Annotated in this window: 18 protein-coding genes; 12 read left to right on the top strand and 6 right to left on the bottom strand. The window is 61.9% G+C overall.

Annotated elements, in window-relative coordinates; all coding sequences use genetic code 11:
* Window positions 1–2 precede the first annotated feature (2 nt).
* The 5 genes from OOT46_RS02855 to OOT46_RS02835 form a co-directional block, all read right to left on the bottom strand.
* Window positions 3–980, bottom strand: a complete 978-nt coding sequence (locus OOT46_RS02855; RefSeq protein WP_265402065.1) for a nucleoside-diphosphate kinase — start codon at window positions 978–980, stop codon at window positions 3–5.
* Window positions 970–2,259, bottom strand: coding sequence for an ABC transporter substrate-binding protein (locus tag OOT46_RS02850; RefSeq protein ID WP_265402064.1), 1,290 nt, complete (start codon window positions 2,257–2,259; stop codon window positions 970–972). Before OOT46_RS02850 ends, OOT46_RS02855 begins: the two co-directional genes overlap by 11 nt.
* A gap of 4 nt (window positions 2,260–2,263) precedes the next feature.
* On the bottom strand, window positions 2,264–2,887 hold the full coding sequence (locus OOT46_RS02845; RefSeq protein ID WP_265402063.1) for a cytidylyltransferase domain-containing protein: 624 nt from the start codon (window positions 2,885–2,887) through the stop codon (window positions 2,264–2,266).
* Between the two features lie 66 nt (window positions 2,888–2,953).
* Complete coding sequence (locus tag OOT46_RS02840) at window positions 2,954–3,622, bottom strand: PIG-L deacetylase family protein (RefSeq protein WP_265402062.1); 669 nt, start codon at window positions 3,620–3,622, stop codon at window positions 2,954–2,956.
* A complete protein-coding gene (locus OOT46_RS02835; RefSeq protein WP_265402061.1) occupies window positions 3,619–4,629 on the bottom strand; it encodes a phosphotransferase enzyme family protein in 1,011 nt (336 codons plus the stop codon). Before OOT46_RS02835 ends, OOT46_RS02840 begins: the two co-directional genes overlap by 4 nt.
* A 175-nt stretch (window positions 4,630–4,804) precedes the next feature.
* Between OOT46_RS02835 and OOT46_RS02830 the strand changes: the two genes are divergently transcribed.
* The 9 genes from OOT46_RS02830 to OOT46_RS02790 all read left to right on the top strand — a co-directional run bounded on the left by OOT46_RS02830 (window position 4,805) and on the right by OOT46_RS02790 (window position 13,954).
* Window positions 4,805–5,803: a nucleoside-diphosphate kinase gene (locus OOT46_RS02830; RefSeq protein WP_265402060.1), complete on the top strand. Its 999-nt coding sequence runs from the start codon at window positions 4,805–4,807 to the stop codon at window positions 5,801–5,803.
* A 68-nt stretch (window positions 5,804–5,871) separates the two neighbouring features.
* Entirely contained in the window at window positions 5,872–7,074 is a 1,203-nt protein-coding gene (locus tag OOT46_RS02825; protein WP_265402059.1) for a DegT/DnrJ/EryC1/StrS family aminotransferase, read from the top strand.
* Window positions 7,071–7,988, top strand: coding sequence for an NAD-dependent epimerase/dehydratase family protein (locus tag OOT46_RS02820; RefSeq protein ID WP_265402058.1), 918 nt, complete (start codon window positions 7,071–7,073; stop codon window positions 7,986–7,988). Before OOT46_RS02825 ends, OOT46_RS02820 begins: the two co-directional genes overlap by 4 nt.
* Window positions 7,989–8,022: 34 nt before the next feature.
* A complete protein-coding gene (locus OOT46_RS02815; RefSeq protein ID WP_265402057.1) occupies window positions 8,023–9,081 on the top strand; it encodes a radical SAM/SPASM domain-containing protein in 1,059 nt (352 codons plus the stop codon).
* A 17-nt stretch (window positions 9,082–9,098) separates the two neighbouring features.
* Window positions 9,099–9,812 carry a WbqC family protein gene (locus OOT46_RS02810; RefSeq protein ID WP_265402056.1) on the top strand — a complete coding sequence of 238 codons (714 nt, stop codon included), beginning with the start codon at window positions 9,099–9,101 and terminating at the stop codon, window positions 9,810–9,812.
* A 13-nt stretch (window positions 9,813–9,825) separates the two neighbouring features.
* Window positions 9,826–10,863 (top strand): N-acetylneuraminate synthase family protein, encoded by a 1,038-nt coding sequence (locus tag OOT46_RS02805; protein ID WP_265402055.1) that lies wholly within the window; start codon window positions 9,826–9,828, stop codon window positions 10,861–10,863.
* Window positions 10,863–11,876 carry a PseG/SpsG family protein gene (locus OOT46_RS02800; protein WP_265402054.1) on the top strand — a complete coding sequence of 338 codons (1,014 nt, stop codon included), beginning with the start codon at window positions 10,863–10,865 and terminating at the stop codon, window positions 11,874–11,876. Before OOT46_RS02805 ends, OOT46_RS02800 begins: the two co-directional genes overlap by 1 nt.
* 13 nt (window positions 11,877–11,889) lie before the next feature.
* Window positions 11,890–13,095, top strand: coding sequence for an MFS transporter (locus OOT46_RS02795; RefSeq protein WP_265402053.1), 1,206 nt, complete (start codon window positions 11,890–11,892; stop codon window positions 13,093–13,095).
* A 1-nt stretch (window position 13,096) separates the two neighbouring features.
* Window positions 13,097–13,954, top strand: coding sequence for a sterol desaturase family protein (locus tag OOT46_RS02790; RefSeq protein WP_265402052.1), 858 nt, complete (start codon window positions 13,097–13,099; stop codon window positions 13,952–13,954).
* A gap of 1 nt (window position 13,955) precedes the next feature.
* On the opposite strand, the gene OOT46_RS02785 is transcribed toward OOT46_RS02790, so the two are convergent.
* On the bottom strand, window positions 13,956–14,984 hold the full coding sequence (locus tag OOT46_RS02785) for an aspartate-semialdehyde dehydrogenase (protein WP_265402051.1): 1,029 nt from the start codon (window positions 14,982–14,984) through the stop codon (window positions 13,956–13,958).
* Between the two features lie 295 nt (window positions 14,985–15,279).
* On the opposite strand from OOT46_RS02785, the gene OOT46_RS02780 reads away from it, so the two are divergent.
* The 3 genes from OOT46_RS02780 (at window position 15,280) to OOT46_RS02770 (ending at window position 19,114) form a co-directional block, all read left to right on the top strand.
* Window positions 15,280–16,500, top strand: coding sequence for a pyridoxal phosphate-dependent aminotransferase (locus tag OOT46_RS02780; RefSeq protein ID WP_265402050.1), 1,221 nt, complete (start codon window positions 15,280–15,282; stop codon window positions 16,498–16,500).
* 80 nt (window positions 16,501–16,580) lie between these two features.
* Entirely contained in the window at window positions 16,581–17,882 is a 1,302-nt protein-coding gene (locus OOT46_RS02775; protein ID WP_265402049.1) for a hypothetical protein, read from the top strand.
* Window positions 17,883–17,980: 98 nt separating this feature from the next.
* Window positions 17,981–19,114 carry an acyl-CoA dehydrogenase family protein gene (locus OOT46_RS02770; RefSeq protein WP_265402048.1) on the top strand — a complete coding sequence of 378 codons (1,134 nt, stop codon included), beginning with the start codon at window positions 17,981–17,983 and terminating at the stop codon, window positions 19,112–19,114.
* Window position 19,115: the final 1 nt, after the last annotated feature.

The following is a 19,115-nucleotide window of genomic DNA, read 5'->3' as shown; positions in this document are numbered from 1 at the left end:
GATCACGCCTCGACCTGTTTCCCGGAGGTCGCGAGCACGGGCTGCAGGCTCGAGATGAGAAAGGCGACCCCTTCGTGCGCCACGTTGGCCAGGAAGGCGGCAATCGTGATCCGGTCCCATGGTTCGTATCGCACGCCGCATTCGTCGAGGAGCGTGAACAGCTCGCGCCAGCTCGCCTCCTTTCGCAACTTGATGCGGTCGATCAGGTCTGCCACGCGCTCGCGCCTGGGGTCCTGCTCGGCCAGCATCTGACGCACCGCATCTTCGATGCGAGCGAGTGACTCGCTCAAGTCGAGCGAATGAGGTCGCACCTTGTCGTACAGGGCAACCACCAGGCTTGCCACTTCATCGGCCGGGCACACTGCGCCCTGCAACATTTTTTGAAAGACTCTTCTGCGCGCGAGGGGCGGCAGCAGGATGGCCAGTTCTCTTGCCACGTCGGCAGGCTCATCGGCCGAATGGACGAAGTTCATCAGGTGAGTTCGCGTTCCGAGCCGCGCGCGCAGGTCACCGGGTCGCTGGAGCTCGGCATCGGCCGGACCCTTCAGCTGTGTGAAGCGCTGGGCCGCCGACAGGTGATGGTCTTGCCGGGAGCGAATGATCAAGAGGAGGGACGGCACGGCGGCCAGCAGGGCATCCAGCGCTTCTTTGCGATCGCGCCGCGCGGTATTCCATTGGTACCGCCAAAGCGCGCGTGTTTGGTGGCGAGACACCTCGACGCTCATGCAGTCCACCACCGAAAACCCGTTCTCATCCAGCCATTGGAGGATCATTTCCGCCTTGCGGCAACAGAGGGCGTCGGGCTTCACCAGCACCAGGGAATGGGCGGACAGCAGCGTCCGGGCCGAATCTCCGGCGAGGTTGACGAGGTCGTCCCAGCCTTCCCAGAAATAGGTCTCCACTGCGTACAAAACCGCCTTCTGTGGCATCTGCGTCATGCCGTCCGGCATAGCCGGCCCGTAGCTTTCGTCAAGCAGCATTGATGCCCCCTGCTAGGTTGCGCAGCGTTTCGTTCAGTTCACGCCCGATACGGTCCAGCGCTTTGCCCTCCACCCGCTGGTGCACAGCTTGCAGGATGGCTGTCGCCATCTCGCCCCAGCGGGGATGGAACACGCTGGTCGACGACGCGGCGCCAAGTGCCTGCGCAATGCTGCTGGTGAAGTCGGCCCCGAACCTTGCGTGAAGGCTAGGCTCCTGCCAAAGGCCGGGGCGGCTGGGGCCGCCGTGATCGAGCGCCAGGCGGAGGCCTTGCCTTCGATGTGTCAACCATTGGACGAGATACCAGGCGGCAGACACATCCTTGGCACGCGCAGGGATGCCGAGGCCCAACATCCAGTAACCCGTACGACCGCCCAAGGAGGGATCAGCGGCAGGAAGCGGTAGGCAGCCAATGCCGCCCGACAGCTTCGATATCGCCTCGCCCTCGAGATCCGTGACCATCAGACTCGCATCCATGAAGAACCCGCTTTCCCCTTCGGTGAAGACCTTCCGGGCTGCGACACAACCCAGATCGCCATAGGAAGCGGGACCGGTGGCCAGCAACTGGGCATACCAGTCCAAGGCCTTGAGGACACGAGGATCCGCTGCTCTGGGGCGGGACCAGTCGCCGTCGAACCAGACGTTTCCTGGCGGTCCACTCGTGTCATGACAAGCATTCATCGCCATTGCGGTCAGGACGTCGATGTTTGCCGGGGCGAGCGAACCTCTGAGGACGGTGCCGTGGTGCTTGCCGCGACTGTCTCGGACGATCTGCCTGGACGCGCGGACCCACTCATCCATCGTCTTCGGTGGCGGGACCTGGTAGCGCGCCAGCAGGTCCTTGTTATAGAAGAGGAGATACGCCTCGACGGCGAAAGGGATCCCCAGAACGACGGGCCGGCCCGGGGCAGAAGACAGGGTTGCCGCATCCAGGCACGGCGCAAGGCCGGCAGCATCGAAGTCGTCACAAGTCATCTCGGGCGAGCCCAGCAGGGACGCGAGGTCGAGGGACCATCCATCACAGTGGTCCAGGTACGACGACACGTCCAGCTCCTGCAAATAGACATCCGGCATGACCGCCGCGCCCTCCTTGGCCAGCGCCAGCCGGCGGCGATAGTCGGCTGCGGGCACGGTCTCGAACGTCACATCGATCCCGGTCTCGGCCTCGAACTCGCGCAGCAAGGGGGGGAGGCCCTTCAGGATTCCGAAGTTGATCGATAGGAAGTGAATCTTCGAGCCGTGAAGGCGACGCCACGAGAAGCGTGATGATTCGAGTGCCATTGCCTTAAGCGTTTGCGCGCTTCTCCAGAATCTTTTCCGCCAGCCAGAAATCAAAGGGTTCGTCGATGTCGATGTTCTGCTCGCGATCGATCTCCATCCGCTCGAGCCTCTGCCCAAAGCGATCCCCGGCCCGGACCAGGTCTGCTTTGTTGATGTAGATGTTGCCGTCGTCATAGAAGAAGCCGGCATAGTCCTGGCGGCGGGTCGACTTGGTGCCGTACTCCTTGTACTTGCAGGTGAAGCCTGTCGCCAGTGAGTCAGCATCTGTGTCGATGAAGCGCTGGACCGCTCTGTCGATCAGATCCCGATCTCGGATGGGCGACGTGCATTGCAGCAAGACGATGATCGATGTCTCCGGGAAGGCGGCCAGCGCGTGTTGCATCACGTCGTCCGTACTGGCGACATCGGTCGCCAGTTCCGCTGGGCGGGTCAGAACCTCCGCCCCGAACTGTTTCGCGACTTCCGCAATCTCGGCGTCTTCAGTGGACACGACACAGCGATCGATCAACTTGGACGAGAGGGCTGCCTCGATCGTCCAGGCGATCAGCGGTTTGCCGGCGATCAGCCGGATGTTTTTGCGGGGGATGCCCTTGCTGCCGCCGCGCGCGGGGATAAGCGCCAGTCTCATGGATAGATTGGTGATAGTTGTGGTTGAAAGGAAGATGTGTCGCGCACAAGCCGCGACACGCAGGGGTCAGGCCAGCCAGGAGTCGCGCAAGACGTGAAATGCCTCGGCGGCGTGGCAGCCTACCTCCATGCCGCGCTTCTGTGCAATCACCTCCAGTGCCTTGACGGATCGAGGATGAGGGAACTGCCGCAGTTCGCGCTCGTAGGCACACAATGCCTCGCACTTCTGTGCGAGGGTGTCAGCGATGTCCACATAGAAGTTGGGCTGGAAAGCGAGTTCGGGCAGAGGCGGGGCCTGCTCCGTCGACGAGGGCACCTCGTATGAGAGCAGTCGGCGCACGGGTTTCGCTGCAAGGGGGCGGCATGCCACAAATGACGCATGGGCCACGGCACGATGGTCCTGATTCAGGTCCCCCCTGTGATGAGTGTAGACAACTTCGGGGTTTATCCGGCCGACCACCCCCTCAAGGGGGATGACGATGTCGACGAGGCACTGGTCGAGCCGCTCATCGGGCAAGCTGAGAAAGTGCACGTCGGTGTAGCCAAGCACGTCGCATGCTTTGCGACAAGCCTGCTGTTCCTGCCGGATCCAATCTTCGTTGTAGACGTGTCCGTACGCCCTGTTCGCGACGACACAACAGTGGACCTCATCGCCTGCTCGAACGTGGCGCGCGACCGTCCCTCCAGGGCCCAAGGTCTCGTCGTCCATGTGCGCCGCAATCACCAGTATCTTCACGATGAACCTTTCATCCGATTCACACCTGTCAAGGCGAGAAGCCGCTCGAGGTTGTCCAGCATCTTTGGTACTTGTGCTCGCATTCGGTCGTCAGCCCGCGCCTTGGCGGCCATCCACATCAGCATGCACAAGCGCCGTGCCAGCATGAACCTATCGAGCGTCTCAAGGAGGTGGGGCGGCAAGGGAGCGAAGGATCCATAACCGCGTAGGAGCGCGTCCCGTAGGTCCGGCCACTCCTCGCTTTCGCGATAGAGGTGCAGAACTGTCGCGATGTCGTAGTGAGGCAAACCCATGCCGCAGTCGTCGAAATCGATCGGTGCTGCCCCCTCGTTGTCGAACACGAGATTGTTCAGATGGAAATCGCCGTGGATCGGTAGCAACGGGGCGCCCGCATCCGCAACGATCGCAAACGCTTCGGCAACCAACGGGATCGCCATCTCGCGGGCGACCGAATATCTCGTCGGCAACTCCTGCAGAGGCGCAGGCCCATAGCCCAATCCGCCGCGCTCACCCACGAGCCAGCCGAAATCGAGCTTCGGTCTGTTGAAGGAAGTGAACGTCCGTACGCCAGAGCCATGCAGGCGTGCGAGGAGGGCTCCCGCCCTCTCCATGGTTTGCCTTGATGCGGGGAGTGCTTCACCGGGCATCCAGCTCAACACGGAGCAAACCCGCGTGCTCGATGGATCACCGACACCGACGCAAACCGCGCGCCTGCCGTCCAGGGTCAAGTGCGGCCGCGGAACCCTGAGCCCTCTCTCACAGAGGAACTCGAGCCAGCCGAGTTCTGAACTCACCATGTCGACCGTTCGACTTGCTGCGGGATGCAGACGAAGCACAAAGGTGGCGTCATCGGAGTCGACGCGGTAGATAGTGTTTTCCCAGTGGGCAATGAGGGTCAGACGTGCCGCAGCCCTCTCGTGCCCGCTCCCCGAAAAGCCAAAAAGAGGCAGCACGCCGACGGCGACCTCTTGTGCTGTTGAGCCCTCACTCTGTTCTGCATTCCCCATCTTGTTTTGCTTGCAATTGCTTTCAGACTTCTCTTATGGAAACCTATAGATACTGGAATTCTTGAGATGGGCGAAATTTACATGAGTACACTGGATTGCTCAATCAAAAAGCACTCGATGCGTGCCGCTGGCTTGCAAGAGTGATGACAAGAGGCAGACAAGAGGAGGGACGCACGTGATCGTGTTGGACAACACGTACGGGCCGCGCATGCCCGGTGGTTTGACCGTGATGCGCGAGAAGGAGGCGCTTTACGCAACCGACGCGTACTTCTGGGAGGGGTGGGAGGATCTGGTCGATGTCGCGCAGGACGCCGCGCTGAAGGTCCTGCTTGCGCACTCCTATGTGCTTGTGAGGCCCGACGCCATTGCCTCGCGCAAGCTCGAACCGCTCCTTCAGTGGTTGCGCGTGAACGACTACTCCGTCGTGGACGCGGTCGCCGTACAGCTCGATCGGCACCAGGTGCGCTCCCTCTGGCAATACCAATGGAACACGGCATTGCCGGAACGAAAGGCGGCCTGCGACATCTTGATGAGCGCGTGCCACTCCTTGCTCGTCTCGATCCGGCCAGCGCCGAGCGGGAACGAAATCGCCACGCGGCGCTTCGCGAGGCAGAAAGGCCCCGCCGACCCCAAGGCGAGTCGTGCTGGGGATCTCCGAGGGTCTCTGGGGCACAAATCCATCATGCTCAGTCTGGTTCACTCACCAGACGAGCCGGCCGACTTGGTCCGAGAGATCGCGATCCTCCTGCCGGAGAGGGCTCGGAAGTCTCTGCTGCAGCGAATGCTGACTGGCGCAACCTTGCCCGACGACGAGTTGTCGAAGCTGGCGAAAGAGTTGTATTCGAGCGTCCCTGAACACACGCTTGATCTCTCGCAATCCCTCCTAAGAGTGGAGACGGCGGCGAGGAGTCGCATGCACACTTGCGCCGGGCCGTCGAGCAATGCCATCAGATTGATCGAAGACATTCGCCACCGGACACGAACCGACTGGCGCGACCTCTTTGATTTGCTGGACGAGTGCGAAGCGCCCTACGACGCATGGGATCGCATCACGATCGCCGGCCACATCACGGCGATGAACCACGACAACGTGAAGCTGCTCATTCCGCGGGCGCCGGCAGACCATGCCACGGCCTCACCACGCCTCGAGCTGCAACACACGCGTTCAGAGTAAACGCAGACCAGGCGCGTTGCCGCGCCCGGCCAAATTCCAAGACCAACGAACCACGGAGGGTTACCCGCTTGAAAGTACCGATCTTACGACTTCCGATCACCGAAGAAGACGCTCAAGTCCTCGGTGAACGCTTCAAGTCCGTTCTGCTGTCAGGCAGTCTCACCATGGGACCGCAGACACGCAGATTCGAGGAGATGTTCGCGCAGTTTTCCGGTGCGAAGCATGCAATCTCAAACGCAAGCGGGACCGCCTCACTGGAGCTGATCATCCGGGCCCTGGGGATCCAGCAGCGCTCGATCATCGTGCCGACCAACACGTTCGCAGCCACTGCGTACGCAGTGGTGAACACGAAGAACCGGGTCATCTTCGCAGACTCCGATCCGAACACGCTGTGTTTGGATCCGGAGGACGTCGCGCGGCGCATCGAGGACGACACGGCTGCCGTCATCCTCGTCCACATCGGTGGCGTCATCACACCCGCGGTCGAGAAACTCAAGCGCCTTTGCGAGGAACGCAACCTCGCGTTGATTGAGGACTGTGCCCACGCGCATGGCTGCAGCCTCAACGGCGCTCCTGCGGGCACCATCGGATGCGCTGGCGCCTTTTCGTTCTTCCCCACCAAGACGCTCACGACCGGTGAGGGTGGGATGGTCGTGACGAACAGCGACGAGATTGCGGAGAAGGTGAAGATCTTCCGCAACCACGGGAAGAACCCGGCACTTCGAAACAAGATGAGCGAGCCCGGCAACAACTACCGCATCAGCGAGTTGACCGCAGCGTTCGGCGTCTGGCAGATGGAGAAGGCCGAGGGCTGGATTTCTCAGCGTCAGGAGATCGCCGCCTTCTATGACCAGAACATCGCAGGCGTCGCCGGCGTTCAGCCGTTGAAGTTGCCGAAGGGGATGGTCTCCAGCTACTACAAATACATCGCATTCCTCGACGAAGACCTCGACCGCGATCGCTTGAAGAAACTGATGCAGGAGCGCTACGAGGTTTCACTGACAGGTGAGGTCTACGCAGACCTCTGCCACACCGAACCTGTGTGGCAGGGGTACACGTACTGCGGCATGCACCGGGACGGCGGCACTGCGGTTCGACATGGCTGGGAGGGATGTACCTGCGATCACCCTGCGGGGGATTTCCCTGGCGCCGCATTCGTTGCCCGCCGGCACATCTGCTTGCCCCTGTATCCCGACATGACCGTCGAGGAGTGCAGGCACGTGCTCGATTCTTTGTCTAAATCAATTCAAGAAATCAGGGGGAACACATGAAAGTCATGGTGACTGGGGGGGCGGGCTTCGTTGGGTCGCACATCGTCGACAAGTTCAGGGATCAAGGCATCGACGTGTGTGTCTACGATCTTTGCGAACCCACGCAGCGCAAGGACGTGGATTTCGTCCAGGGGTCGGTACTCGATCTCGAGGCACTCACCAAGGCAGCGGCAGGGGTCGACTACATCATTCATACCGCGGCTGTGGCGGACGTCAAGGACGTTCTGGCGGATCCGATGAAGGCGGACGCCGTGAACGTCCGTGGAACTGTCCACGTCCTTGAAGCGGCGAGGCGCTCCAACCGCGTGAAGCGGGTGGTGTACTCGAGTACAACGTGGGTGTACAGCGACGCGGAGCCCCGGGAAGTCACAGAAGACACGGCATTGGGCGCGCCCAGCCACTTTTACACGGCCACCAAGATCGCCGGGGAGCACTACTGCAAGTCGTACAGCAAGCTATATGGGCTGGACGTCACGATCCTGCGTTATGGCATTCCCTATGGTCCGCGAGCGCGCCCTGGTGCAGTCGTCCCGATCTTCGTTGACAAGGCGATGCGCAAAGAGCCGATCACACTGGAAGGTGATGGACTGCAGTTCCGCAAGTTTGTCTATGTCGAGGACCTCGCCGAAGGCCACGTTGCCGCGCTGAAACCGGTCGCAGCCAACAAGATCTACAACCTCGATGGCGTGGAGAAGATCTCGATCAAGCAGATCGCCGAGTCGGTCTGCGGCCACTTCGGCGATGTCGTCATCGAATACAAGCCGGCGCGGCCGGGCGATTTTTCCGGCAAGGACGTGTCGAGCGTGCGGGCGCGCGAAGAGCTGGGCTGGAGCGCGAGCACCCCGTTCGAGGTCGGACTCGGGAGGTACATCGACTGGTACAAGAGCCGCCACAAAAACCCGCAGCACCAGTGAGCCAGCGGCCGGCAAGACGGCAGGGAGCGGACACATGAAGATCAACAAGGCGGACAAGCCAGCGAGCGGCCTGCTGCGGCGCCTCGGCTTCCATCTCAAGCGCGGCAGAGGACACCTCTTTGCGTATGCAAGGAGCAGGGTGCGCTGGTTCGTCTATCCGCAGCTGCGTCTTGCCGGCTCCTACCCCGACCACGTCGACCTTGAGCTGTCCTCGGCCTGCAACATGAAGTGCCCCATGTGCTACACGACCACCGAGGCGTTCAAGAAGCAGGTACCTCATGAGAATCTGAATTTCGAGCTGTTCACCAGGATCGTCGACCAATTGGCGGACAACAAGGTGTTCTCGATCCGCTTGAGCTGGCGCGGCGAGCCGACGCTGAACAAGCACTTCTTGAAGTGCATCCGTTACGCGAAGGAGCGCGGCATCAAGGAGGTGAGCACCTTGTCCAACGGTCTGAGGTTGTCGACCGAGATGTTCGAGGCCCTGGTCGACCTGCAGCTGGACTGGCTGACGATCTCTTTCGACGGGACGGGCGAGGTCTATGAAAAGATCCGCAAGCCCGCGAAGTACGCCCCGATGGTCGAAAAGATCGCCGGGTTCGCGGAGATCAAACGCCGAAAAGGCAGTGCCAAACCGGCGCTCCGAATCCAAGGTGTCTGGCCGGCGATCCAGCCCAGCCCGGACACCTACTTCGACACCTTCGATCCGCTCGTCGATGAGGTGAGCGTCAACAACCTCCTCGACTACCTTCACAAGGACGACGAAATCCAGTACATCAAGGACTTCACCTGCCCGGTGCCGTTCCAGCGACTGGTCATCGGCTCGGACGGACGCGCGTTCATGTGCATCAACGACGAGTTGGGGCAGGTGCCCATCGGGGACACTCGGACGCAGAGCATCGCCGAGATCTGGAACGGCGCCGAGATGCGACGTGTGCGCGAGATCCACAAGCGCGCCGCTGGCACAAGAGAACTCGCACCTTGCCGCGTCTGCTACCAGCCTCGGCAGACGCAACAGGTGCCGGTCAAAGCAGGTGCTCGCGTCATCATGCTGCAAGAGCTGGTCGGAAGGACCCAGGAAATCGGGAAGTAGGCCAAAGGCAGCATCCGATGATTGTCACCATTCATCAGCCGGAGTTCCTACCTTGGCTGGGCTTTCTCGACAAGGCGGTGCAGGCGGATCTGTTCATACTGCTTGACCACGTGCCCGTCCGCAAACGGTACTTCCATAACCGGAACCAGATTCGAACCGCGAACGGAGCGGAATGGGTGGTCGTACCGATGCACTCGAGCGGATGGCCACCGATCAACGAGGTCAGGATCTCGAACGAATTCCAGGCAAAGTGGGCCCACAAGATTTGGTCTGCAATCAAGCAGAACTACGGGCCCTCACCGCACTTCGAGCGGTATGGCGCCGGCCTGCAGGCGCTCCTCGGTGAACGATGGGAAAGGCTGGTTGACCTGAACGAGGCGCTCATCCGCTATCTCTTCGACGCCTATGGCATCGGGGTGACGTTGATCAAGTCGTCGGAGTTCGGCTTGAAGTCGCGCAAGGGGGATCTGATGCGTGACTTGAGCATCGCCACCGGGGCGACGACCTACCTCTCCGGCGTATCCGGAGAAAGCTATCTGGATCTCCCCTCGTTTGAGAGAGCGGGAATCGACGTGCGCTTCCAGCAGTTCTTCCATCCCATCTACCCGCAACGATACGAGCCCTTCCTGCCCTGTATGTCCTGCATTGACCTTCTCTTCCAATCAGGACCCGAAAGCCTAGAAGTCCTTCGCAGCAAGGACACGCCGCGGCTGCAACACACCTTCAAATAGCGAGAGTGACGATATGGCAATCAGTTTCAACGTCGGCAACAAGACGATTGGCACAGGCCACCCTGTGTTCGTAATCGCGGAGATCGGCTACAACTTCAACACTCTGGCCCAAGCCCGCGAGTCAATCGACGCCGCCGTGGAGTGCGGCGTCGATGCCATCAAGTTCCAGACATTCCGTGCGGAGACCATCACCACCCGGTCTTGCACATTTCCGGCGGAAGCCGGCGGCGTCAACCAGTTCGACGAGTTCAAGCGGTACGAGCTCGACGAGGCGGCGCATCGCGAATTGTTCGCCTACGCAGCGACCAAAGGCATGTTGGCGTTCTCGTCGCCGAGCCACTACGACGATGCCGCCCTGCTCGATCGCCTGGGTGTCCCCGCGTTCAAGCTCGGCTCGGATGACTTGACGAACCTTCCCTTCCTCGATCATGTTGCGCGGCTGGGCAAACCGCTCATCTTCTCGACCGGAATGGGTTCACTGACGGAGGTCGTGGAAGCCTATGAGACGGTGGCAGCAACGGGCAAGCGGGACGTTGCCATTCTTCACTGCTTGTCCAACTACCCCGTTCACGACCTGACGCATTTGAACTTGCGGGCGATTTCTCTCTTTCGCACCCTGTTCGACGTGCAGGTGGGCTATTCGGACCACACGGTGGGCGTCACTGCGGCGCTGGGCGCCGTCGCTCTCGGCGCGACGGTGATCGAAAAGCACTTCACACTCGACAAGAACATGGATGCGCCGGACGCGTTCTTCTCTGCCGACCCTGCGGAGATGAAGGCTCTGGTGAGCGGCATCCGAGAACTCGAGGTCGCGATGGGCGAGCCCGTCAAGCGGCCGGCGCCCTCCGAGCTTGAGATGAGGACGGAGACCCGCAAGAGCGTGGTGGCCCGCAGGAAGATCGCTGCGGGCGAGCGGATCACCGAGGACAAGTTGATCATCAAGCGGCCCGGCCACGGTGTGCCCCCGAAGGCGGCCCATCTGCTCGTCGGACGATGCGCGAAGTCTGACATCGCACCCGATGAAGTGATTTCCTGGGACATGGTGAACTAGTGCGCGTCGTGTTCCGGACCGACGGCGGGTTCCTGCAGGGTATGGGGGACGTGTGGGCTGCGATCGCCATCGCGGAGGCCTTGCCGGACTTCGCCGTCTTCGAGTTCGTCGTCTCACGCGAAGAGGAAGGTTGCACCCTTCTGCGCGAGCGTGGTCACCGTGTGGCGGTGGCGGCTTCATGGGAACAGGAGCAGCACGTCTACCAGGCGGCGAAGCCCGACGTGATGGTATTAAGCCGCTTGCAGAACCCGCCGGCGACCATGGAGCAGCTGCGGGCCACAGGGGCGCTGCTCGTCACCCTGGACGATGCGGGGCCAGGGGCTGCGCTTGCGGACCTGCGCATCAATCCGCTGTACTGGGTCGAGGACGCGCTGACGGACCCCCATTTCATCATGTTGCGAGAGGAGTTCCGGGAGGCCTGGGCATCACCGCTTCGGATCAACGACGAGGTCAAGAGCGTGCTCCTGATGCAGGGGGGCTCGGACACGCATGGCTTCTTGAAGAAGATCTTGCGGGCACTTGCCCCGCTGAAGGGCGAGTTCGAAGTGCAGCTGTTGAAAGGCCCGGCCTTCGCGGAAGACGAAGAGCTGGACCGGGAGATCGGCATCTGGGGCGATGACCTTCGCCTGCATGCCAACTGCAGCCGGATGGCGGCATTGATGCAGTCCGCCGATCTAGCGATTACGGGAGCAGGCTTGACGCTGCTGGAGTGCTTGTGCGTTGGCTTGCCCACACTGACCGTCAGCGCCGAGCCCTGGGAAACAGAGACAGCGGCGCGAGTCGCCCGCCTTGGCGCCACAGTGGACATGGGTTTCGGCGCCGACCTTGACGGGGCTGCTCTGCTTGCGGAGGTAGAGGCGATCCGTTCCGATCCCCTGCGCCGCCATCGGATGGCGATGCGGGGCCGCGAGCTGGTGGATGGCCGCGGCAGCGAAAGAATCGCAGCGGAGATTGAAAAGCTGTGGCGAAACCACGTAACCCGGGGCGAGGTTGCAGCCCCCGGGGAACGATGAGGACGTGAGTGCGATGGCAAGACAAGTCCGAGCAATCCTCCTTGCGCAGTTTCTTTCAAGCGCCGGCACATGGGCTCAGAATTTTGCCGTCGCTTGGCTCGTCTATCGGGTCACCGACTCGGCATTCTTGCTGGGCGTCGTCGCTTGCCTCAACCAGTTGCCCGCACTGCTGATCGGCCGGTTTGCCGGCAGGTGTGTGGACCTCCACCTGTCCAAGAACTTCCTTCTTGCGATCCAAGTGGCGCTCATCGGGCAATGTCTCCTGCTGATCGCCACCATCCAGTTCCATTTCTCGGTCATCGCGCTGGTGGTTCTCTGCGTCCTTCAGGGCACGTTGTTCGCCTTCGAGGTGCCTGCACTGCAAACGTTCATCGCCGGCATGGTGGTGGACAACGAATCCAAGGGCCGCATTGCCACATGGAACTCGCTGTCCGTCAACGCAGGCCGGTTGGTCGGGCCGGCCTTGGCCGGATACCTGATGCCGAGGTTCGGGGAGATCTACTGTTTCGCCTTCAACGCGGCGAGCTACCTGCCGCTGATCGCCTTCCTGGTGCGGTTCAAAGGACCAGCACGGCTTGGGCGCGCTCACACCGCGCACGCCGGAGCCGCGACAGATGCCCACTTGGTCTCACGTCACATCGCCGTCAACGGCGCGCTGCGGGAGCCTTTGATCGCAGCAGCGGCGATGTTCGCGCTGACGATGCCCTTCCTTTCCTTCATTCCAGCGATCACGATTCTTCAACTCAAGGGAGAGGCTGGCGTGTACGGGACCATGGCTGTCGCGACGGGGGTCGGCGCCGCTGCCGCTTCCGTTTGGGCCGCAAGGCTGACGCAATTCTCCAGAGTGCCTCAACTCGTGCCGGCCGCCATCATCGCGAGCGGGCTGGTACTCGCCGCTGTTACGGTCTCGAAGAACGCATATCTCACCGGCCTGCTGTTTTTCCTTATCGGGTTTTGCCTGAACATTTCCGGGACCTTGATCAATGCCTGGCTGCATCTGAACGCGCCCGAACAGTGGCGCGGTTCCGTCATCTCTCGCTACAACATGGCAAGCGCCCTCTACCCGATCGGCAGCATGGCGGTCGGGGCGGCGTCTCTGATGTTCCCCGTCGTGCGCGTGCTGATGGTGATGGGCTGCGTCTGCGCGATGTTTGTGCTCATCAGGAGGTATTTCGTTTCGAACGGAAAGTGGTCGGATCCGCGAGTGCATGCTAAATAACATGAACCCTTACCTGCAAAACATCCTTATCGGGTCCCTGATCCTTGGCTTTGCCACCATGGAATTTGTCTCCGGCCGCTATCGGACGACAGTAAAAGCCTCGGGCAACGACACAAAACTTGAATTGGTGATATTCATCGCCCTGGTCGCGATCGCCCAGCCCATCGCCTTGCTCACCACCAACTTCTTGTGCAGCACATTTATCCCTGAGGCCCGAGGCGCGTTGAGCGATTTGGCATGGTGGAAAAAGGCGATCATCCTGCTCTGCGCTGACGACATGGTTCAGTACTGGTATCACCGGATCTCGCACAAGCGGTTCCTGTGGCCGCTGCACCGTGCGCATCATTCGGCGAGGTACATGAGCATCCGCATGACCTACCGCGGCAACCTCTTCTATTTCCTGTTGATGCCAGGACTCTGGCTGAGCGGAGTGCTTGTATTCCTGGGATTCGGCCAGGTATTTATCGTCTATGTGGTGATCAAGCAGGCGGTCAGCCTGGGCGCGCACTCGGCGTGGCGTTGGGACGAGCGGCTTTATCAGATCCGTTTCCTGCAGCCTCTCATGTGGGTGCTGGAACGTACGATCTCTACGCCCGCAACGCATTGGGCGCACCACGCCGTCACCGAGAAGGACGGTGTGGGCAATTACACAGGAAACTTCGGCAACCTGCTGTTTATCTGGGACGTGATCTTCGGGACGGCCCGGATCACGCGCAAATACCCGGAAGCGGTTGGCTTGAAGGACGACTACTTGTTCGGCGAGGAAAAGTGGACCGACCAGGTCCTCTACCCGCTGTCACGGTCCAACCGCGAACACTCCGCCCTACGTCCGGGCGGAGCGGCCTATGCAGATGATTGAATTAGCGGCGCGGGAGTCCGGTGCGGACAAGGACTTGTGCGATCTGCACGGCGTTGAGGGCAGCGCCTTTGCGGAGATTGTCACCGCTCACGAACATCGCGAGCCCGTTGTCAACCGTGGGGTCCTTGCGAACGCGACCCACGAAGACAGGGTCCTGGCCGGTCGCGCCCAAGGGATTGGGCACTTCGGTGACGACGACCCCGGGCGCTCGGCCGAGCGCCTCCAGGGCCGCCTGCGGCGACAAGGGCCGCTCGAACTCGGCATTGATGGACAGCGAATGCCCGGTGAACACGGGGACGCGTACGCAGGTTCCCGAAACGCGCAGGTCCGGGATGCCGAGAATCTTCCGGCTCTCGTCGCGCAGCTTCAGTTCTTCGTCCGTGTAGCCGTCCTCGACGACCCGGTAGTTAAAGGGAACCACGTTGAACGCGATCGGGACCAGCCACTTTTTCGGTTGCGGAAGCGCCACACCTTCGCCGTTCTGCACGAGCTTCACAGCGTCGGCGCCCGCGGACTGGATTTGGCCCTGCAACTCCTCCACCCCGGCGACGCCTCCCCCGGACACGGCCTGGTAGGTGCTGACGATCAGCCGCTTCAGCCCTGCGAGATCGTGCAGCGGCTTCAAGACAGGCATCGCGGCCATCGTCGTGCAGTTCGGATTCGCGATGATGCCTTTTGGAATCTTCTGCAGCGCATGCGGATTCACCTCGGCGACCACAAGCGGTACTTCGGGGTCGGCACGCCACGCGGACGAGTTGTCGATGACGATTGCGCCTGCCGCCGCAACGACCGGCGCAAGGGTGCGCGAGGTATCCCCGCCTGCCGAAAAAAAGACGATGTCGAGGCCCGAATAGTTGGCCGTCGCGGCGTCCTCAACCACGAGTTCGAAGCCTTTCCAGCTCAGGCGCTTGCCGGCAGAGCGTGCAGATGCAAACACGCGCAGCGAACGCACCGGAAAGTCACAGTCGGACAAACATGCGAGCATGAACTCGCCAACCAGCCCGGTCGCTCCAACGATCCCGATGTTCATGCCCTCAGGATGGGCGCGCGAAATTTCAGTCATAGGGGAGACCCTCTCTCAGATAAAGACAGCGGAAGCGTAAGTTCGGATCGAGCGGTCAGCCCGAGGGGAGACCGGTCCGAAACTGCGGTCAAGTATAGCTCCGGGCCGCCCTTTTCTGTCGGCCTGGGTGCGATAACTCAAAGTGTCTTAACTGCTCAAAGTGTCCGAATTAATTTGGAATGCCGTTCAGTTCCGCTGAGCAAGCAAATGCTCATCTCACACCTGTAGCGCCATCAAGAAGACGAAAGAAACATTCTGAATCATGAGTAATTCGCCCTCCCGTGATCGATATTCCCGTCTCTTAGACCTGGACGCCTTCGCGGGCGTTCCCGCGTCCATTCTCGACTTGGGCCGCGTTGGTTCTTGCGAAGCAGACGAGATGGCGCGCCCGCGCAAATTGAAGGGAGGCGATATTGTCCCGCTGTCTGGCTCCCCCAGACGCCCTCCCCCGGAACACGTCCTGGCTGCGGTGGAGGCGGCGATGCGGGATACAGGATATGCGCCAGGGCGGGGTGTGCCGGCGCTCAGGCAGGCGATTGCAGCGCGCATCGAGGCCAACACCGGTGTCGCCCCCGATCCTGAAACCCAGGTCGTGGTCACGAATGGCGCGATGCAAGCCTTGCACGTGATCATGTCAGCGCTCTTGGCGCCAGGCGACGAGGTCATCATCCCGTCCCCCTGCTTCTCTTACGACGGGCTCGTGAAGCTGGCCAAGGCACAACCGGTCTACGTCCCCATGCAGGCGGACGCCGAATACGCTTGGGACATCGACCGCATCAAGCAGGCGATTACGCCGCGCACCAAGCTCCTCATTGTCAACACGCCCGTGAACCCCACCGGGCGCGTGTTGAGCCGGGACGAATTGATGAAGCTTGCCGACGTTGCCCAGACGCACAACATCCTCATGGTGGCGGACGAGGCCTACGACAGGCTGGTCTACGACGGCCGGGAGCACACGAGCCTCTACAGCCTTGACGGCATGGCGGAGCGCACATTGCTGGTACAGAGCGCCACCAAGTCGTTCGCAATGGGTGCTTGGCGAGTGGGCTGGGTCGTGGCACCGCCGGCGCTCACCACGATCTTCGCAAAGATGGTCGAATGGATGATGCTGGCGGCCAACCATGTTGCTCAGGCGGCGGTTGCCGCAGCGCTGCGCGGACCGGACGCGTGGTTGCACGATCTCGCCGCCGAGTTCGAGCTCAATCGCGACATCTCGGTCAGTCTGCTGCGTGGTATTGAAGGAATGCCGTTTGTCGTTCCGCAAGGTGGCCCGTTCCTGCTACCCGATGTGTCCGCACTGGGGGTGACGGGAGACGAGTTCGCCGCAACACTGATCACCGAGCACGGTTTGAGAGTCACGGGCGGCAGCTACTACAACTCACCCGAGTGCATTCGCATTCCCTTTGGCGGAACTCGCGAGGCCATCGAAGAAACGTATTTCCGCATTCAAGCCGCTGTGCGCAAGCTGCCGGCAAGGGCTTGAGTCGAGACGTACCGCATGCACCCCGCGGCTGATCGATGCTGTGAAGCAGCCGGCCGCCACCATCCTGCCCACGGAGTTCCATGGATCAACTACCGTCCAACATCGTCGAGCGCCAGGCCGAGCCCGCGCTCAGCTGCCGGGACCTCAAAGCGATCGAGCAGATCGTGTCCTGGGAGGTCCAGCCTCGCTTCTTCAAGCCGGGACGTACCGCTTGGTACGTGTTGCAGGACCCGGTCCGCATGGCGAATGGAGGGCCGCTGCTGCTGGCCGCCAAGCTGAAGGGCGTCGGTGCGTGGAATCCGGCCGATCCCCGGGTCCGCTCGGGGATCAAAGGTGCCCACCCTGTCGGCGTTCTTCCGCCGTCGGTGGCCGAGTACGAAGAAACAGCGCGGACCGTCCACTTCGGCGTCGACGCCGAAGGCGAATTCAGAGGCGTTCACAGCGAGCCGGCGCCGTTCGGTGCGATCTTGCTGCGCAGGGCACGCCAGGAATACGAGAACGCGGAGGTCCTGCACCGCGCCGGAGTTCCTTCGATCGTGCCCTTCGCGTTGTGGCGTTACGGACGTGAGCAATTCAAGGGAGAGCCCATCGGCGCGGTGGTGTCGCTAGCACCGGACGAAAGCCCGTATTCACTCGACTTTCTCTACGAGACGGAATCCAATCCAACTTCCGAACGCCACGCTCATTTCGAAGCCGTGATGAAGGCCTTGGGCATCGAGGGCGGGTTGGACGAGCCTTCGAGGGTCACCGCCCAATCGAAGGTGGCGCTCCTGGTGGGCAGGGCGATGCGGAGGTTCGCCCAGGCCGGCTTGTACCGCTACTCCGCGGTCTGGGACAACTTCTACTTCAACAAGAACGACGGCGAGGTTTACCTTACCGATCTCGATTCAAGCAGGCGACTGGCGGAACTCCCGCCGGAGATCGGCGGCATGCAGGTCCTACGGGACCTGGCTGGAGCCCTGTGGCGCCTACCGAAGCAATTTTCCGAACGCGGCACGATCCACGACTTCCATCTGGGTTCCTTGCTCGAAGTGGATGCGCTGGCGGCCATGGTCTGCGGGTACTTCGAGATCGACCAGGCCGAGGGCAAGCGACTTGTCGATCCGCTGTGGGCCTATTTCCTCCCGCACTGGTTCCTTCTGAAGCGCCACGGCCCGGAAGTAAGCATGTGGACGAAGGAAAAGTGCAAGACATACCGGCTGGACAAAGACGTCTTCCACTGCCTGGCCATCCTGGTGCTCGCGCAGGCATACCGGAAGAAGCAATCGGAGCTGGGCCTTCCCCCACTTCCAAGCACAGCGGAACTGCGCCGGCGCATCCGCGCTTTTCTGGGAGAACAAATGGACTACGTCGACTGGCTGGCATCGCGGCTGGACTCATGAACACGCGCATACCAGGTAGGAGCGAGCCAGCTTCAGTTGCACTGACGTCACCTTGGCCCGACATCGACCACCTGCTGGAGCCGGATGCCTGGCGTCAATTGGCCGAACTGGCCACGCGTCCATCTCACGACTTCATGGACTCGGCCCTTGACGTGCTGGGGCGGGCCGGCTATTTCGGCGTGGCGATCCCGCAGCAGTTCGGCGGGGGCGGCGGGTCCACTCTCGAGTGCTGCGCCGTCCAGGCGCGGCTGGCGCAGGTCGACGCAGGGCTGGCCATCGGCCTGAACATGCACCTGTTCTCGACCGGGGTCATCCTCGAGGAGTGGCGGCTGAAGCAAGACCTTTCGTGGGCCCTGCTCGAAGCCATTGCCACGCAACGGCGCCTCATCGCGTCGGCCTTCGCGGAGCCTGGCCTGGGCGGTAGTCTGTTGCGCTCGACCTGCCGTGCACGGCGCGTCGACAAAGGCTATGTGGTGAACGGAGTCAAAACGCCGTGCTCGATTGCCGAGCGCAGCGATCTGGTCTGCCTGCAGATGCTGGCAGACGACACCGAGGACAACCTGCTGGTTGCGCTCATACCCACCAAGTCCCAGGGAGCATCGGTATCACGCACCTGGTCCGCCATGGGCATGGCTCATTCGGAATCGGACACCCTGAAACTGGAGAACGTGTTCGTTCCGGAGGAACTGGTCTTCTATCGCACCCGCGCCGGCGAGGACAACGACCCCGTCTTCACGTGGAGCCTGTGCTGGTTCGCCGTCACCGCGGTGGCCGTCTACATCGGCCTGGCAAGCAAGGCGCTCGACCTGGCCAGCGCACACCTGGCCGCTGCCCACTACTCGGGGGGCGACCGCGTGCGCGCCTCGTATCCCGAATTCCAGGCCAGCCTGGGGTCCGCTGTCGACCGCTACTTGCTGCTGGTCAATGCGTGCAAGAGCGTCGCGCGCGCCATGGACGAGCGCCTGGACCCGCCCGAGGTGGTGCTGGCTTCGGCGCTGTCCCTGCGTGCATCAGCCGTCGAGATTGCGCGCATGCTGGGCGACCTTTCCGAGCTGTGCGGCGGCATGTCCTACGGCACGCGCTCGCCCCTCGCGGCCCTCTGGCGGGATGCGCAGGCCATCCTGTACCACCCGCCGACGCGGCTGGTCTGCCACCAGATGCTGGGTCGGCTGGCGCTGCACAAACCCATGTATTACGAGCTGGTGGGCCGCACTGATGACGCCTGCGGGTGAA

This window comes from Aquabacterium sp. A7-Y, assembly GCF_026153205.1.
Lineage (GTDB): Bacteria > Pseudomonadota > Gammaproteobacteria > Burkholderiales > Burkholderiaceae_C > Caldimonas.
The sequence above is the reverse complement of the archived record's forward strand: the minus strand, read 5'-3'. Positions and strand labels throughout refer to the sequence as shown.

Bases quoted from the DNA above. Each gene is read 5' to 3' on its own strand.
- OOT46_RS02835 (WP_265402061.1), bottom strand. From the start codon at position 4,629: ATGGGGAATGCAGAACAGAGTGAGGGCTCAACAGCACAAGAGGTCGCC.
- OOT46_RS02805 (WP_265402055.1), top strand. From the start codon at position 9,826: ATGGCAATCAGTTTCAACGTCGGCAACAAGACGATTGGCACAGGCCAC.
- OOT46_RS02845 (WP_265402063.1), bottom strand. From the start codon at position 2,887: ATGAGACTGGCGCTTATCCCCGCGCGCGGCGGCAGCAAGGGCATCCCC.
- OOT46_RS02850 (WP_265402064.1), bottom strand. From the start codon at position 2,259: ATGGCACTCGAATCATCACGCTTCTCGTGGCGTCGCCTTCACGGCTCG.
- OOT46_RS02780 (WP_265402050.1), top strand. From the start codon at position 15,280: ATGAGTAATTCGCCCTCCCGTGATCGATATTCCCGTCTCTTAGACCTG.
- OOT46_RS02785 (WP_265402051.1), bottom strand. From the start codon at position 14,984: ATGAACATCGGGATCGTTGGAGCGACCGGGCTGGTTGGCGAGTTCATG.
- OOT46_RS02855 (WP_265402065.1), bottom strand. From the start codon at position 980: ATGCTGCTTGACGAAAGCTACGGGCCGGCTATGCCGGACGGCATGACG.
- OOT46_RS02815 (WP_265402057.1), top strand. From the start codon at position 8,023: ATGAAGATCAACAAGGCGGACAAGCCAGCGAGCGGCCTGCTGCGGCGC.
- OOT46_RS02775 (WP_265402049.1), top strand. From the start codon at position 16,581: ATGGATCAACTACCGTCCAACATCGTCGAGCGCCAGGCCGAGCCCGCG.
- OOT46_RS02820 (WP_265402058.1), top strand. From the start codon at position 7,071: ATGAAAGTCATGGTGACTGGGGGGGCGGGCTTCGTTGGGTCGCACATC.
- OOT46_RS02810 (WP_265402056.1), top strand. From the start codon at position 9,099: ATGATTGTCACCATTCATCAGCCGGAGTTCCTACCTTGGCTGGGCTTT.
- OOT46_RS02795 (WP_265402053.1), top strand. From the start codon at position 11,890: ATGGCAAGACAAGTCCGAGCAATCCTCCTTGCGCAGTTTCTTTCAAGC.
- OOT46_RS02790 (WP_265402052.1), top strand. From the start codon at position 13,097: ATGAACCCTTACCTGCAAAACATCCTTATCGGGTCCCTGATCCTTGGC.